Here is a 15,886-nt window from a genome sequence, read left to right as displayed (position 1 = left end):
TGTTATAATTATTATCAGCCTGAGGCCAAAATAAGCCCACTAGCTTAATATGTTGCGTAATAAACTCAACATAATTCGACTAATGATTTAAAAGAGCTTCATAAACAAGCGAAATCACTGAGCCATACTTGCCTGTTTCAAACTTTTTACCGATAAACTCATAGTGAGTGTCACTGCCTTCAATGGGTGTATGGCGGGCATTTGTTAATAATACTATTGCTAAGTCATACACAGGGTCGATAACCGTTACTGTGCCAGTCCACCCTGTATGACCATATGCTTGCGCGCTTGCATAAGGGCCAAAATGCCATTTTTGCGCCCCATGACCGGCTCTTCGCCAGCCTAAACCATAAGTTTCGTTGCTCGCTTGTGCGTTAGTAAATTGCTCAATTACTTGTGGAGTAAACAATTGTTTGTTGCCATAGCCACCACCATTTAATAGCAGCTGCATCATTATGCTCATATCATGCCCGGTGCTAAACAAACCGGCATGGCCAGCAACACCACCGAGTGCATAAAATGCTTTTTCATCGTGCACTTGGCCTTGCAATACCGTTGTACGTACATTTTCAAATTCTAAACGTCCACCTCGGGTATTACCTTGCAGCTCAGTCGCGGCGATTTGATTTTTGTTAAAACCTTTTTGCAGTGGATTATAAACAGTTTGAGTTAAGCCTAAGGGTTGGTAAATTTGTCCTTCTACGTAGCTATCGAGTGATTGCCCCGTAATACGCTCAACTAATACGCCAAGTAACATGTAGTCGATATCTGAATAGAGGTGCCTTACATTACGCCCAGCCACAAAGGGGATGCCTGTCAGTAACAAGTTTTTAGTGCGCAAGCTATTTTGCGAGAAAAATCGTTCGCCAAATTTATTATCTTTACGGTGAAAGTCCACCACCGCAGGGTAACCTGCGCTATGGGTCAATAAATCTTTCACTAAGCGCTGCTCGCGCCCTGCACCTCTAAATTCTGGTAGGTAATAAAATAGTGGCTTTTCAACATCCAGTTGACCTTCACTAGCCAGCTTCATTAACGCAAAGTTAGTGGCAAACATTTTTGTGTTGGATGCAATATCAAATAGGGTATCAGCGTGCATTTTTTGCGGATGGGCTAGTAAACTTCCATCTGCAGAGTATTTTTTTGCATCCCCATAGTGGTTTAACTTAATCAGCTGCCCATCTTTTACCACGGCTAGAACAGCACCGGGGAAACCTTGGTTTACTTCTTCGTTGATCAATGCATCAACTTCTTTAAAACTCACTTTTTTTGCGGTTTTATTGGCAAGTGTTGGGTAGGAAAATCGTAAAGTTAAACTTGCACCTTCAGGCATAACGTTATCTACTTTGAAGGTATTAGTGCCATTATGAGTGCGCTTAGCAAGGCTATATTTATAATGTTGTTGAGGGGTTAATGGGTTTGCAATGTTGATTTTTTCACCATTGATAAAAATATCCGCACTGGTTGCATTAGTGTTTTCAATAATAAGCTCGCCACGGCCTTTATATGCTTTAAAAGTCCCTCTGTCATTAACTAATAATCGGCTACTTGGGTTGTTATCAGGGATCCGTGCAACAACTTGTGCATTACTTAAGGTGATTGGTTTGGCAACATCTACTGTTTGTTCTTTTTCATATTGTGCCATTAACTTAGTTAATTTTTTAGGAAAGTACTTTTCCATCAAAGCAAACAGTACAGATGCACTACGGGCATCGGCATTACCACTTACATGCCAAGGTAAAAAGTGCATTTGAAATGCGCTTAAGGTATCAAGTGTTTGTGGGTCAAGTTGGTTTGTTGCTTGAACATCATAACCATAGCCACGTAATGCTTTTTGCATTAACGCTATCGACGGTTTAACTAAACTAAATTGTTGCCAATACTTATCAACGGTTTTACTTTCGTACCACGCGCCAATGCCAGCTTTATAAAGTTGATACCAGGGAAATCGTGGGCCCGGATCGTTTTTACGACTCGGTGCAATATCGGAATGACCGACCACTTGAGTAGGCCCAATATCTGGATTACGCGCTAAAATACCTTTACTTAATTCAATCAATAATTCCATTTGCTTGGCATCATAATCAGGAAAGATACACAGTTTTGATGCATCATTTTCCATGTGTACATCAGCGGGCACCTCAGGGTAATGGCAAGTGGGCACATTGACTATTTCAATACCAATGGACTGGTCGTTTAAATCTTCTCGGCCTTGCCAAAAGCTGCGTCCGGCATGCCATGCTCTATCGTGCTCATCCACTAACTGAATAATTTTAAGTTCGTCTTCGGGGTAGCTCGCATCGTTTGATTCAGGTAATAAGTAATGAGCACTTAGGCCGCCTTCTTCGACCAATACGCGCATCGATTTTTCATAATCAATGGCTGTGTAATGCATCACTAAAAATTTAACGCGATGGCTATAATTAGCTGACTGAGTAAATTCATAAGGCGTAGAAGCACAACTTACAAGTAAGGTTGCCGTCGTCAATAAGCCAAGCTTTTTAAACCAAGATACAAACGTCATAGTTCTCTCATTACTGAAAAATCATAATAAACATAAATAGTGAGGCTTAAACTATCAAGTACCAATCTCACCTTTTCCCTATGCTAAACACTACCACAGATGAACAAGTTGTAAATAATTTATTTACAAAAAACAAATAGCGAAAGATATTTTATATCTAAAATGATTCTACGATTGCTTTAATTAGAGTTTTTCTTAATTTGGTTGTCAAACTATATTATTCCTATTATTCTTAAGTATTATTCCAAATAAAAACTTACAACTAATTGGAATATTATATTTACTTATAAATTTAATATATAAATTATAGCAACAAGTGAACCCAAAATAAGTACAAGCTAATTTCATTTAATGCTATAAATACACTAAATACTTTAATAAGCGAGCACTATGTCTACATTTGTTAAAATCAAAGCATTGCGTCAGTCTTTGTCAAGCAGTGAAGCAAAACTAGCAGACTTCACATTGAATTCAGCTAATGCTATACGTAATCTTTCTTCTGTTGAGTTAGCCAAGGTTGTTGGTGTTAGCCAATCAAGTGTCGTTAAATTTTCACAGAAACTGGGCTATAAAGGGTTCCCTGCCTTTAAATTAGCGGTTATCGATGCATTGAATGATGAAACCAGCGAGCCGAAATTACACGGTAAAATCACATTAAGTGATTCATTAGAACAAATTGCCGAAAAATTATTAAGTAGCAAGCTAGCCGTACTAAGTGAAACTAAAAACCTTAACGATGCCCCCTCTTTTGAACAAGCTGTTAGTTTGCTTAAATCCGCTAAACGTATTTTAATTTGTGGCTTAGGCGGCTCAGCGCTCGTAGCCAAAGATTTCTCTTATAAACTACAAAAGCTTGGTATGCCCGCTATCGCAGAACCCGATGGTCATGCACAACTTTCTTATGTATCAACGTTTGGTAAGGGTGATTTAGTGATCGCGATTAGTGAATCAGGGGTAACTCGTGAAATTGCTGAAGTGGTAAAACAAGCAAAGCATAACAATAGCCATGTAATTTCTGTTACTAAGTTTGGCAATAGTCCCGTGGCGGATGCAGCAAATGTGAAACTGTACTCTGTTGCAGAAGAAGAATCCGTGCGCTTATCATCTATTCTTGCTCGCACCGCGCAAGATTTTGTAATCGACATCCTATTTATTGCATTAACCCAGTCTAGTCGCCAAGGCCGCAAGTTGTTAGAGCACTCTAATGATGTAGTTGGCGAGTTTAGAAACCACTAAATACATATCACTATAGAATAGGCCGCATTCGCGGCCTTTTTATTTTCAATTGAATCCAACAACATCCTTTTTCTCTATAAAATATTTCAACGCTACCTCCATAAAGAATTATTTAATTTTAAAAGATACTATTAAATTACAAATCAACCCCGTTTGCTATTTACTTAAGAAAATATTTCCCAAAGAGGGACTCAAGGTAACTCATTGCTTTAATTCAACTTTGTTAAAATTTATCTTTAGTCATATTGTGAAAAATTATAACCACCATACTTTTAATATATATTATTTCTATCAAACAGCAGTTTCAGAAGAAATTATTCTTGACCAGTACTGGCAACACATGTTTAATAGAATGGCAACAAATAATAAAAGTTTATGACTCTATTCGGGAAATCAACACAGTTCAGAGCAATAAACAAACTTATAATAAGGACGGGGAAACGATGAAAAAACATGCACCAACCTTCAATATAAGCTCTTTAGCGCAAGCAACACACCGCGCTTTGCGAGTACCAAAAACTGCAATAACAGGTGCGCTGATAGCCGCAGCTCTGAGTAGTGCTCCAGCACTCGCCAACTTAAACGGTGCAATTAAAGGTAAAGTAGTAACAGAACAAGCAAACCAATCACTCGCAGGAATAACGATCACAGCTCGCAGTAACGTCATGCCAAAAGCACGTACTGTTGTAACGCGTGAAGATGGTAGTTATGATTTACCGCAACTAAAACCAGGTACTTACGAGCTAACGTTTGAAGACAACAACGGTATTACCCAAACGATGACCGTTGATGTACTGCTTGAGCAAACTTCGAGTGCAAATGTAGTACTAAGTGCTAATAAAGAAAGCGTTGAAGTAATTACGGTAACAGGCAGTAAGTTATTCCGCCAAGGTAATTCGTCATTAAGTAACTCGCTTGGTAAAAAAGCGATTGAAAGCGTACCTGTAGGTCAAGACTATCGCGATTTATTAAAACTAGTACCCGGTGTTGAGCTTTCACAAAACTCAACCCTTGGCCCATCTGCTGGTGGTTCAGGGGTTGATAATTCATATGGCTTTGATGGCGTAAATGTATCATTGCCTATGTATGGTAACTTAGCGTCTGAACCGTCTACTCACGATGTTGAGTTTGTTACTATGGACAGAGGTGGTGCAAAAGCCGTTGGATTTAATCGCTCGGGTGGTTTTTCAATCAATACTGTATCAAAGTCTGGTACTGATGAATTTCACGGCAACGTTGAATATAAAGTGCAACCTAAAAGCTTTGTTGCAACACCTGTTGGTTCAGAAAGCTATGAACTTGATAAAAGCTGGTTAACAGCTAGTTTAGGCGGCCCGCTGATTGAAGATGAATTGTATTTTTATACCTCTTACTACCGCCCAGAAGAAACACGTTCGAATAAAGATACCGCCTACGGTGAAGTAAAAGACTACGAAAGCGTACGTGATGAGTACTTTGGTAAATTAACTTGGGCCCCTACTGATGATCTCCTGTTAAACATTTCACAACGTACTTCAGATAAAGAGATCAATGGTCGTTCTGTTGGTGCTTATGAAACTGACTCAGTATCTGTTGGTGATAAAGCATCGCAAGATATCTTTACGTTAGATGGTTCTTGGATTTTAGGTTCAGCAACTACGCTCTCATTTCAATATAGTAAATTTGACCTAGATACAGGCTCACAGCCAGATAACGTGTTGTCTGTAACTCCGTCGCTATCTAGCCAGCTCGATATCAGTAACCTAGAACAAATGGGTTACTTCTCAGTCCCTAGTATTCGTGATTACGACCCAGAAGGGAGTTATACCCAAGCACAGATTGATGCCTTTAATAACGGTGCAACGCCACTTATTAACCAATATGGTTATACTGAAGATGGTCAAATGCTTGGTGGCGGTGGCGTAGGTGCTTATTATCAATATGATAACCAAGACTTTTCTCGCGATAGCTTTGAAGTAAACCTTGAACACGAATTTGATTGGGGTGATACATACCACACACTTCACTTTGGTGCTAAGTGGGAGAAAGGCGTTGAAGAGCTTACTCGTTTATCAAATGGATGGGGCCGAGTTTCTTACGTAGGTGGGCTTGATGAAAGCTTAGAAGAAGGCAGTACTGCGCCAGTTGTTTATCGTGCATATGTTCAACAAATGAGCCTTGCAACTGATGGCAGCACACCCGTTTCAGGAATAAAATCTGAAACACGTAGTCTTAACTTTGAAATTAATGACACGATTGAAGTGGGTGACTGGACTTACAACCTTGGCTTACTAGTAAGCCAAGACACTTGGTATGGTCAAGGTTTACGCGAAGCATCTGGCACACTATCAGGTTACGAAGTTGCTCCGGGTAATAAATATGAAATGTACCAAACAGATTGGACTGACATGCTGCAGCCGCGATTAGGTGCAACTTGGACCTACTCTGATGAAGATTCAGTATTTGCTAACTTCTCAATCTATAACCCTGAAGCAAGTTCACTAGCACGTGCAGCATCATGGGACCGTAATACTCGTGCTGAAGTCGAAGTAGAATTTGATGATGCAGGTAATGTTATCTATGCAGAGCCTCGCCAAGGTTCATCAGGTAAAGTATTTGCCGATGACATGAAACCACGACGTGTAACCGAATTTACAATTGGTACGACTAAGTATGTCGGTTCTGATTTAGTACTTCGTGCTCACGTACGTCATCGTAAAGGTAATCACTTTTGGGAAGATATGCCGAATACTGGACGCTTAACTGATTATTCAGAGGTTGAAGCATCAGGTGTACCAGCTGATATTGCTGCACAAGGGTTATATGTCGATAATCTAGATGCGATTCGTGATGAGATTGGTGGTTCTTCTTATGTTATTGCTGAAGTTGATGGCGGCGAAACCAAATACTGGGAAGCCAGCATTGAAGCTGAGTACATGGGTGAAAACAGCTATGTAAATGCATCATACGTATGGAGTCATTACTACGGTAACTTTGACCAAGATAATACCACCGCGACTAATGATGCGAATAACTTTATTGGGTCGTCTTACTATGGTGATGGTCGTGGTCGCTATCCATGGGATAACCGCTCCGGCACATTATCAGGTGATAAACCACACTTGTTAAAAGTTTATGGTTACTACACGGTTCCTTGGGAAGCGAATGTGGGCGCTTACTTTGTATTTCAATCAGGTAAACCATGGGAAGCATGGGATGGTTCAATCTATGGTTATTCAAGCGACACAAGCCGCTATGGAGAGCCTGCAGGTAGCCGTCGCAGTGCGAGCCACTGGCAACTTGATCTAAACTATACGCAAGACTTTAAAGTTGCAGGTGATTTCGAGATGCAATTTAGAGCTGACTTGTTTAACGTATTTAATCGCCAAACAGGTTACAACAATAACCCATATATGAGTTCAGAAACATTTGGGGAATACCGTAACTACTACAACCCCCGTACGTTACAACTTTCATTCAACTTTGAATTTTAAGGGTTAGACAACCAAGCACTAATTTCCCCCAATCCAGGGTAAGGCCACATCAGTGGCCTTTTTTATACCTTAAATACAGAACTTATTGCACAAAGCGCTGATCAGTAGCAATTTCACATTGAGCAACCTCTTTGGGTTGGTTGTTTCTGTCGACTACCCAGCATTGTTCATAGATAGAGCAATAACAAAGCTCAATTAGAACTTGTCCATCCATTTCAAGCGCTTTGCTTAAGTAACCTGAACTCTGGATAATAAATCTATCTCCAGCGACTACTTTCAACGCTAACTGCGTTGAATTTACTTGCAATAGGCCAGCTATTGACGCGTAAATTCGCCTTGTTATCGCTAAAAGTCTCCGGCTGGAGACTAATAAATATATTTGTGATTTAATGTCAATACATTAGTACATCTCTTAACCAGAGTTCAGGTTAAGTAATCTTTATCTTTTAATGTAACTGCATGTACATTTGCTTGGCTTGGTAAAATACGGGTACTCATGTGAGATTGGACAAGACTCGAATTAACTAAAAAATCAGACCACTTTCTTACAGGTTCATTATTTCTATTCCATTAAATTTAGCTATACGCCTTTTTTAAGCGCAATAAAAACGCAGACTAGTCTGCGTTTATCAAGTTAATAAGGTACTGCTTTTATGCTTTTATTGATACAGCAAATACGGCTTTCGCTGTTGTTTAAAGCGCTCTAAACCTTGCTGCCAACTCTGTTTAATTTGGTGTTCGGTTTGCCCTGCTTCAATTGCTAAGCGCAGTTTATCGGTGCCGGCCAGCTTATCCATAAAACTTGCACGTTCGAAAAACACCTGTTCATTAACGGTGAGTTTTTTATAAGCACTAATAAATAAGCTTAAATCGAGTCCCTTTATCATACTGTCACGTAAATCTACGCCTTGCACCGTCACATCTTTAAATTTAGGGTTCATAGACGCGCCTTTAATCGCACGAGGTGTAAAGCTAAACTCTCCTAGAGCTACAGGCGAATACCCAACAACTTGAAAGGGAAAGTCAGTACCACGCCCTATCGTGATGGGTGTTGCTTCGAAAAAACATAATGACGGATACAAGGTAATTGATTGTGCATTAGGTAAATTAGGGCTTGGCTTTACGGGCACTTGGTATGAGGTATTGCGAGTATAATTGGCTACAGGAAATACGCTCAAATCAAGTTCGTTAGCGCTATCTATCCAATTCTCACCTTTGATCATTTTGGCTAGTTCACCCACAGTCATACCATGTAACACTGGAATGGGGTGCATCCCAACAAAAGAGCGAAACTCAGACTCTAAAATTGGCCCGTCAACATAAGCAATGTTTGGGTTTGGTCTATCAAGTACCATAAATTTTACGTTGTTTTGCGCCGCGGCTTCCATCATATAATGCATCGAGCTGATATAAGTGTAAAAGCGCACACCCACATCTTGAATATCAAAAATGATCACATCAAGTTCACTCAGTACTTCGGCATCGGGCTTTTTATTACTGCCGTAAATCGACACTACATCAATGCCTGTTTTAGCATCTACAGCACTTTTTACATGAGCACCTGCATCATGATCGCCACGAAAACCATGCTCAGGAGCAAAGATTTTAATGATGTTTACACCTTCAGCGCGTAACACATCAACAAGGTGCACACCATCGACTTGCGATGTTTGATTAACAACTAAGCCAACTCGCTTACCTTGTAGCTCAGGTAAATATTGCTCAAATTGCGCTGCAGCTACCTGTAGTTTTAGACTCACAGGTTGAGTGACTTCAGCGTGCGGTGAATTGTTACAAGCCACTAACACTAAGCAAGCTAATAACACAAGCGCTCTTAAAAACATCTATAACTCCACTGCTTTACGTAAAAAGCCATCAGCTTGAGTGAGCATTTGCTCTGCTTGCGCTGCATCTTTACCTGTTAGCACAATTAAGATAGCTAACTTCGCGCTTTGTTTTGCCTGTGCGAGTGCATCAACAGCTCGCTGATGTGAGCAGTCGGTTGCTTGCATAACAATACGAATAGCACGGGCATGAAGCTTTTCATTGCTAGCATTTACATCCACCATGAGGTTTTTATATACCTTACCTGTGCGGATCATACTGGCAGTACTAAGCATATTTAAAACGAGTTTTTGCGCTGTGCCAGACTTCATCCGAGTTGAACCTGTTACCGCCTCTGCACCAACAACTGGGCAAATACCAATATCAGGTAACTTCATCACTAACGAATTAGGATTACAGGTAACACCAACCGTTTTACAACCCACAGATTTAGCGTATTCAATTGCAGCACGTACATAAGGAGTACGGCCACTGGCGGCAATCCCCACTACAACATCTTTGGCTTGTAAATTAATCGCTTTTAAATCCTCAACACCTAAAGTAAGGCTATCTTCAGCTCCTTCAACGGCTTTTTTAAACGCTGTTTCGCCGCCGGCAATAATCCCCATCACTTGTTGATCATTAACGCTATATGTTGGTGCGCATTCTACGGCATCTAAAATCCCTAAGCGCCCGCTTGTGCCTGCACCTATATAGATCAGTCGGCCACCTTGTTTAAACGCTGTTTCAATATAGTCAACCGCTTCACTAATTTGTGGAATAACCAATTTAACAGCTTGGGCAACCTTCTGATCTTCTTGATTTATTTTGGTCAAGATTTGCATGCTATCAAGCAAGTCAATATCTAGAGTATCTGGGTTCTGCCCTTCTGAGACGATACCATTTAGTTCCTCTAAAAGTGTACGTTGTTGTTCAAATGCGTATTCAGAACTCATCGGTTTATCCTATATAGTCATTTTGCAAATGCTGGTGTGCCAATAAGGTGGCACCACGCAATGAATCTCCCAACCTAGGGGTAATCAATTGCTGCATTTGCTGATTTAATAGCGCTATCGTAACATCAGCTAAGCCACCTGTTAACATAACAGGTAATTCGCTGTTTGCGCGTGTTTTTTTAATTAAATACTCAACTTGTCGAGCATGATTTTTTAGTAATGTGTGTGCGACTTCGCAGTCGTCTTGCAGTTCAAAAATAAGGTATGTAAAACGAGCATAGTCAATGGCTTTAGCTGCATGTAACCAGGTACTAAGCTGAGCCCGTTGGCAACCAATGAGATTAGCTATTTTTTTAGTTACCTTACTGTTTGGCGCACCAAAACAATCTATATCATTAAGAAGCGCTTGAACTGCGCTCAAACCTAAATGTGCGCCGCCACCAAAATCATCAGCCATAAAGCCCCAGCCACCAATAAGGTGAGTGTTACCATCTTCGGTTAGTCTTGCTCCAACCGCGCCTGTACCTAAGGCTACCATGGCAACGGGCTTGCCTTCATTTGCACCATACAAAGAGCTTATTGCATCACTGTATATATGTAATTGAGCAAACTTTATGTCACAACCAAGCTCAAGGGCTGCAGTTAACCGTTCCGACAGCTCTTTTGAGCCACCTCCGGCCACACCCATGACCGCAATAACTTCGTCTAGTTTTGCGTTACTTTGCTCAAGCAAGTTGTAGATCATGGCTTCAATGTTGTTTAATGCCGTTTGAAAGTTATTACTTAATGATGCTTCGCCGCCATGCGCCACATAGGTGGTATCACTGTTTAAGTGAATAATATGTGCAGTAATTTTAGTTCCACCGCCATCAAGTGCGAGTAAATAATTTATTTTACTCATCCGCCGACTTCCTTAATACAGGCTTCCCTAAACAACACACTATTGTGGCTAATGCAGTGCCGATACAAAGCTGCCAAGTAAAGCCTAAGTAAAAACGTTGCTCCTGCGGTAATAACCAGTCAATCATGTATGGCTGCATTAATAAAGTGACTAAAAAGCCTATAATCAAAGCTGCAAGCACTGAACTTTCACTGCCACGTTTGGTGAACAAAGTAGTAAAATACACACCTAACAAACCACTATACGAAAATACCATGACACTTAGCGCAAACTTTAACAGTGGCATATCAGAGTACTGCTGCCAAAAATAACAAAGGATGGCCATAACGGCTAAAGAAAGACTCACAAACGCCATTCCCACGCGTCCTGCCTTAACAAAATGACTGTCAGCGACCTGCTTGTTTTTAGCTTCTAAATATGGGCGATACAAATCTTGTACTATAACCGAAGACATTGAACTTAAACCGGAATTTAGTGTAGAAATTGCCGCCGCTATAATACCTACGCTGACAAGTCCTTTTACCCCGGCAGGGGCTTCATTGAGTACGTAGTACATGAAAATAGTAATCTTCTCACCATTAAACTCTTGCACTACTTGAGCACCATCACTGTTCATCAATAAGGGTTGTTGATAAACCACATAAAGCAATAGGCCGATAAAGATAAAAACCAACATGACTGGAATAACCATCACAATCGAAAGTACTAAGGCTTTACTACCTTCTTTCTCGCTTTTGCAGGTTAACAACCGCTGTGTCATGTCTTGATCTAAGCCAAATGCTGCAATATTTAATAGTACAAATCCGGTTAATACCGAGGCGATATTGAACACACCACTGGGGCCAAAATCGAGATCAAACTTAAAAATGGCTAATTTAGAGTCAGCACCAGGAGCAGGCTCATTTAAAGTTGCCATAATGGTCGAAAAATCCGCCGGTATTAACAATAACAAACACCAAATAACGGCAATTGCGGCACTTACATAAACAATGCTTTGCAGCACATCTGAATAAATTACACTTCGAATGCCACCAAACACGGTGTATAACAAACCAGCTAAAGCCAACAATAAAGTGGCTATGATCACACTTTGCGCTTCTATATTGCCATACAAAATCATAGCTACCGCTATAGCCGCCATATATAAACGTGCACCACTGGCAAACACGCGACCAAATAAATACATTAATCCACTACGACGCTTAGCTTTTGGGCCAATGCGTTTTTCAAGCAGCTCATATACGGTATAAACTTTTTGCTGGTAAAACTTAGGGATCAAAAATACAGATACTATAAAGGCAGCTATGAAAGCACCAATATTAGTTGCTAAATAAGACAAATCCCCTTGATAGCCTTGATCTGGCCCACCAATAAACGTAGCGGCTGATTGCGATGTTGCTAATACCGAAATTGCCACCATCCATGTTGGCATACTATTGCCGCCTAAAAAGAAATCTTGGCTTGAATTGGCACGCTTACGATTAAACCACCAGCCACTAAGCAATAAAATTGCACCGTAGCTTGCAAACACGAGCCAATCTAACAAGGTGTATTGTGCACTCATTTATTATCCCAACAAAAAACAACTTAAGGAATATATTATTCCATCAAATAAATTAAAAGCAAATGATTTTATTATTTCATTTGCTCAACTCTGCTTTAAAATCTGCTATTTAATACTAGGCAGGTTCCACACTACTTGCTTTTGTGCATATTGCTGCTTTGGTAAGCTCACCATTAATGGGGCATTTTTTTTATCTAACCATGCTAATAAACTATCCATATTTTGCTCAGTCATAGCTGTACAGCCAGCGGTTGGCTTATCTTGGGCTCGCCATAAATGCATAAAAATACAACTACCAGCACCATCGATATTTTCACTATTATGCTTTACAACAATGCCTTTTTTATACAGATTGTCTTGACTATAGATATCACGGCGCATCCATTCGGACGACCCTTTAACCGCCGTATCACCCACGACTGACTTATCAACTAATTGATTATAAAATGGCGAGCCTTTTACATCTATGCAATAGTCGTTAGCTGTCATACCTTGATAGGTCATGTTAGTTTGTAATGAGTCTAAATAACCAAATGCGGTACCTAGCTCAAAAATACCTGCAGGCGCTTTACCATCACCTTCTTGCTTTTGCAGGCCCCCTTGCTCTGGATGTAAGCCTATTCCCCATGCTAAACCTGTGCGCCCTAATACCACAGAATAATCATCACCGACTTGTTGCCACCCACTCTCACTTTGTTCAAAACGATACAATTGCGCTTGTGTGGTTTGCCAATCATCAGCAATTACGACTACCAATTGTTTTGTTTGCTCTGGTATAACCGTGTTTTGAGCACTAACATGTTGCTGCGCACACCCCACAGAACTACTCAATATAAGTGCCGCAGTGGTTATTTTTATATATTTTTTCATATTGGCCAGACTCCATCGGTTATATCTTGTAACCCATCTATTTTAATTATCCCTAAACCTGGCGCATCACCTAACGTGATTGCAGGCCCTTTAAACTCAACCCCACCTTGTACTGGATCGTACTGGCCAAGTGCAGGGCCGTCTAAATCAATTTTAGTGATTTGCTGCGCTTTTGCTGATGCCAAATGAGCTGCGCCTGCTACTGCGATACTTCCTTCAAGCATACAACCAATCATGCATTGTGCTTGATATTGTGCGGTAATATTGGCGATTTCTATCGCGCGACTAAGGCCGCCAGTCTTCATCACTTTAATATTGATAATATCTACTGCGTTTTGTTCTAGCAACTGAATAACCTGCTGCGGCGAGAACGCACTTTCATCAGCCATTATGGGTGTATTAACACGCTCTGTTATGTATTTTAATCCTTTAAAATCATCACTTTTAACGGGTTGTTCGACAAGCTCTAATTGTACATTGTTATTTTCAAGCTGTTGTAACGCAAACACCGTTTGCTTCGCTGACCAGCCTTGATTTACATCTAAGCGTATTTGCGCTTGTTGGCCATAATCTTGGTAGATAGCATTAATGCGAGCAATGTCTTGCTGTAGGTCGTTGCCTATTTTTACTTTTAAAATATCAAAGCCTTGTTGCACTGCAAGTTGGCAATCAGCAAGCATTTTATCAATCGCATCAACACTAATGGTTATGTCGGTTCTAAGATCTTTGCTGCCACCACCAAGTAACTTATAAAGCGGTGCTTGATACAACTTACCCCACAGGTCATAAACAGCCAGTTCTAAAGCTGCTTTTGCGCTGTAATTGCCTACCACTGTTGATTGAATAATCTGGCAAATCTGATTAATATTTTCTATCTCTCTATCAATCAATTTTGGGGCAATAAATTGACTAATTACACTCATCATACCTTGGTGGGTATCACCCGTAATAACAGGTGTTGATGCTGCACTACCGTAACCTAGTTGGCCGCAGTTTGTCTCAATAATAATCACTAAGTCTTCAATAAAACTGACTTCTCGTAACGCTGTTTTAAAAGGGGTAACTAGCGGCACTTTAAGTTTGGCAAAACGTATTGTTTTTATTTTCATATTGGCTCCTAACGAATACGCTTAATATTATAAACTCGGTCTAAATAGCTCACCTTTTGGGATAAACGTAAAGGCAGCAACGGTGTTACCGATACACCGTTAAGTGACCCTGAGTAAAAACTGCCATCAGCATTGTTGTAACCTAACCCTTTTACGTCGTGGATCACGTATGGCTGGCCGTTTTGTTCACCCAGGTACATCATTACATGGCCAGGGATATAAATAAGATCACCTATTTTCATTTGCTGTGTTACACCAAGCTTTTGTTGCTCGGTGCTTTGTTTATCAAAACGGTTATTAGTGCCGTACTCACTACTACCTTGTTGCCCTGAATTACGAGGCATTAATAAACCAAAACTTTTATAAATTTCACCAACAAAACCGGTGCAATCCCGGCCATTGTAGTCATGGCCCCAACCATAACGTTCACCTAAAAATTTAAAACCTTGTTTGATCAAATTAGCTTCAGTGTAGGGTAAATACCCCATATTTACATCCGCAGATTTACTGATCATTGCAGGTTTTATTTCTAATAGCCCTTGCTCGTTTCGTGTCGGTAACTGCACAACATGACTTGCATAGGTATTTTGACCATTTAGTAAATGCGGAACATCTTTTGCTGCCATTAAAGGTAAGCGCACCCCCATATCGAGCTGTACTTCTGAGCGAGAGTTATCATCTGGCACATATGCAGTCCTCACTTTGGCACCCGTTACTAATAAAAAGTCAACTTGGTTTTTGTACTCTCGAATAGTATTCGCATCACCAAAAGCAATATCTTCAGCTGGCGTCCAAGCCAAATAATTATAAGCGCGAACTAAAAGCCACTTTTTATCTGTACTTTGGTGCAGTACAGCTACACTTTCACCAGGGAACATGCCACTTTCTTGAAAACGATCGAGATCTTTATCTAAACCACTATTTAAAACACGATCCCATGTTGGAAAAGTACGTAATGCGGTGCGCTTTACCACCATACCAAAACGCACTTTATTAGTATTTTTTACTGCATTTAGATTTAAATTATCGGTATATTTAGCAAAATGCTTGGCACTCAGCTGACGACCATCAGTATAAAAACGCGGACTTTTAGGCACTGAACTCGCTTTTAAAATAGCCGCTTCTAAATCGTCTTTACTGAGTGTTTTTTTATAATCAAGCGGGTCTACAATGTAATCGTTATCGCTAATTAGCTTTTGGTTAAATGCTTGGATCTGCTCTGGCTGCATTAACACTTTGGCTGATACATTTTGTTTAAGCCAATGCTGCGCACTCAGCTGTGACTGAGTAACGCCAATTACATCAGATTGCCAACCTTGAGCCTGTACAGGACTACAAAGAGCACAACTTAGAGCTATAGAAATGGCGATAATTGAACGACGCATATGTCCCCCTAGAATTTGTTGAATCACTAACAAATGAGTTGATC

Annotated in this window: 11 protein-coding genes; 2 read left to right on the top strand and 9 right to left on the bottom strand. The window is 40.4% G+C overall.

From position 1 onward, the window contains the following. Positions 1 to 79: 79 nt before the first annotated feature. A complete protein-coding gene (gene pbp4b / locus QMA12_RS12735) occupies positions 80 to 2,524 on the bottom strand; it encodes a penicillin binding protein PBP4B (protein ID WP_290209317.1) in 2,445 nt (814 codons plus the stop codon). Between the two features lie 390 nt (positions 2,525 to 2,914). On the opposite strand from pbp4b, the gene QMA12_RS12730 reads away from it, so the two are divergent. Next, positions 2,915 to 3,760, top strand: coding sequence for a MurR/RpiR family transcriptional regulator (locus tag QMA12_RS12730; RefSeq protein ID WP_087532930.1), 846 nt, complete (start codon positions 2,915 to 2,917; stop codon positions 3,758 to 3,760). A 443-nt stretch (positions 3,761 to 4,203) separates the two neighbouring features. After that, entirely contained in the window at positions 4,204 to 7,233 is a 3,030-nt protein-coding gene (locus QMA12_RS12725) for a carboxypeptidase regulatory-like domain-containing protein (protein WP_087532929.1), read from the top strand. Between the two features lie 82 nt (positions 7,234 to 7,315). Here QMA12_RS12725 and QMA12_RS12720 read toward each other — a convergent pair whose 3' ends face one another. The 8 genes from QMA12_RS12720 to QMA12_RS12685 form a co-directional block, all read right to left on the bottom strand. Beyond that, entirely contained in the window at positions 7,316 to 7,540 is a 225-nt protein-coding gene (locus QMA12_RS12720) for a hypothetical protein (protein WP_087532928.1), read from the bottom strand. Between the two features lie 352 nt (positions 7,541 to 7,892). Next, positions 7,893 to 9,077, bottom strand: a complete 1,185-nt coding sequence (locus QMA12_RS12715; RefSeq protein WP_290209312.1) for a DUF1343 domain-containing protein — start codon at positions 9,075 to 9,077, stop codon at positions 7,893 to 7,895. Beyond that, entirely contained in the window at positions 9,078 to 10,013 is a 936-nt protein-coding gene (gene murQ, locus QMA12_RS12710) for an N-acetylmuramic acid 6-phosphate etherase (protein WP_087532926.1), read from the bottom strand. A gap of 4 nt (positions 10,014 to 10,017) precedes the next feature. Further along, a complete protein-coding gene (locus QMA12_RS12705) occupies positions 10,018 to 10,914 on the bottom strand; it encodes a BadF/BadG/BcrA/BcrD ATPase family protein (RefSeq protein ID WP_290209309.1) in 897 nt (298 codons plus the stop codon). After that, on the bottom strand, positions 10,907 to 12,478 hold the full coding sequence (locus tag QMA12_RS12700) for a sodium:solute symporter (protein ID WP_087532924.1): 1,572 nt from the start codon (positions 12,476 to 12,478) through the stop codon (positions 10,907 to 10,909). Before QMA12_RS12700 ends, QMA12_RS12705 begins: the two co-directional genes overlap by 8 nt. Positions 12,479 to 12,583: 105 nt before the next feature. After that, positions 12,584 to 13,348 (bottom strand): L,D-transpeptidase family protein, encoded by a 765-nt coding sequence (locus QMA12_RS12695; RefSeq protein ID WP_217896186.1) that lies wholly within the window; start codon positions 13,346 to 13,348, stop codon positions 12,584 to 12,586. Continuing rightward, positions 13,345 to 14,457 carry a dipeptide epimerase gene (locus QMA12_RS12690; RefSeq protein WP_087532923.1) on the bottom strand — a complete coding sequence of 371 codons (1,113 nt, stop codon included), beginning with the start codon at positions 14,455 to 14,457 and terminating at the stop codon, positions 13,345 to 13,347. Before QMA12_RS12690 ends, QMA12_RS12695 begins: the two co-directional genes overlap by 4 nt. Before the next feature lie 8 nt (positions 14,458 to 14,465). Further along, the gene (locus QMA12_RS12685) at positions 14,466 to 15,842 is read right to left on the bottom strand and encodes an NlpC/P60 family protein (protein WP_290209308.1); all 1,377 of its coding nucleotides are present in this window, start codon (positions 15,840 to 15,842) and stop codon (positions 14,466 to 14,468) included. Positions 15,843 to 15,886: the final 44 nt, after the last annotated feature.

The organism is Pseudoalteromonas sp. APC 3893 (genome assembly GCF_030408095.1).
GTDB lineage: Bacteria > Pseudomonadota > Gammaproteobacteria > Enterobacterales > Alteromonadaceae > Pseudoalteromonas.
This window is presented reverse-complemented; position numbering and strand designations above follow the sequence as displayed.

Coding starts and splice junctions, on each gene's coding strand:
- pbp4b (WP_290209317.1), bottom strand. CDS start 2,524: ATGACGTTTGTATCTTGGTTTAAAAAGCTTGGCTTATTGACGACGGCA.
- QMA12_RS12730 (WP_087532930.1), top strand. CDS start 2,915: ATGTCTACATTTGTTAAAATCAAAGCATTGCGTCAGTCTTTGTCAAGC.
- QMA12_RS12725 (WP_087532929.1), top strand. CDS start 4,204: ATGAAAAAACATGCACCAACCTTCAATATAAGCTCTTTAGCGCAAGCA.
- QMA12_RS12715 (WP_290209312.1), bottom strand. CDS start 9,077: ATGTTTTTAAGAGCGCTTGTGTTATTAGCTTGCTTAGTGTTAGTGGCT.
- murQ (WP_087532926.1), bottom strand. CDS start 10,013: ATGAGTTCTGAATACGCATTTGAACAACAACGTACACTTTTAGAGGAA.
- QMA12_RS12705 (WP_290209309.1), bottom strand. CDS start 10,914: ATGAGTAAAATAAATTATTTACTCGCACTTGATGGCGGTGGAACTAAA.
- QMA12_RS12700 (WP_087532924.1), bottom strand. CDS start 12,478: ATGAGTGCACAATACACCTTGTTAGATTGGCTCGTGTTTGCAAGCTAC.
- QMA12_RS12695 (WP_217896186.1), bottom strand. CDS start 13,348: ATGAAAAAATATATAAAAATAACCACTGCGGCACTTATATTGAGTAGT.
- QMA12_RS12690 (WP_087532923.1), bottom strand. CDS start 14,457: ATGAAAATAAAAACAATACGTTTTGCCAAACTTAAAGTGCCGCTAGTT.
- QMA12_RS12685 (WP_290209308.1), bottom strand. CDS start 15,842: ATGCGTCGTTCAATTATCGCCATTTCTATAGCTCTAAGTTGTGCTCTT.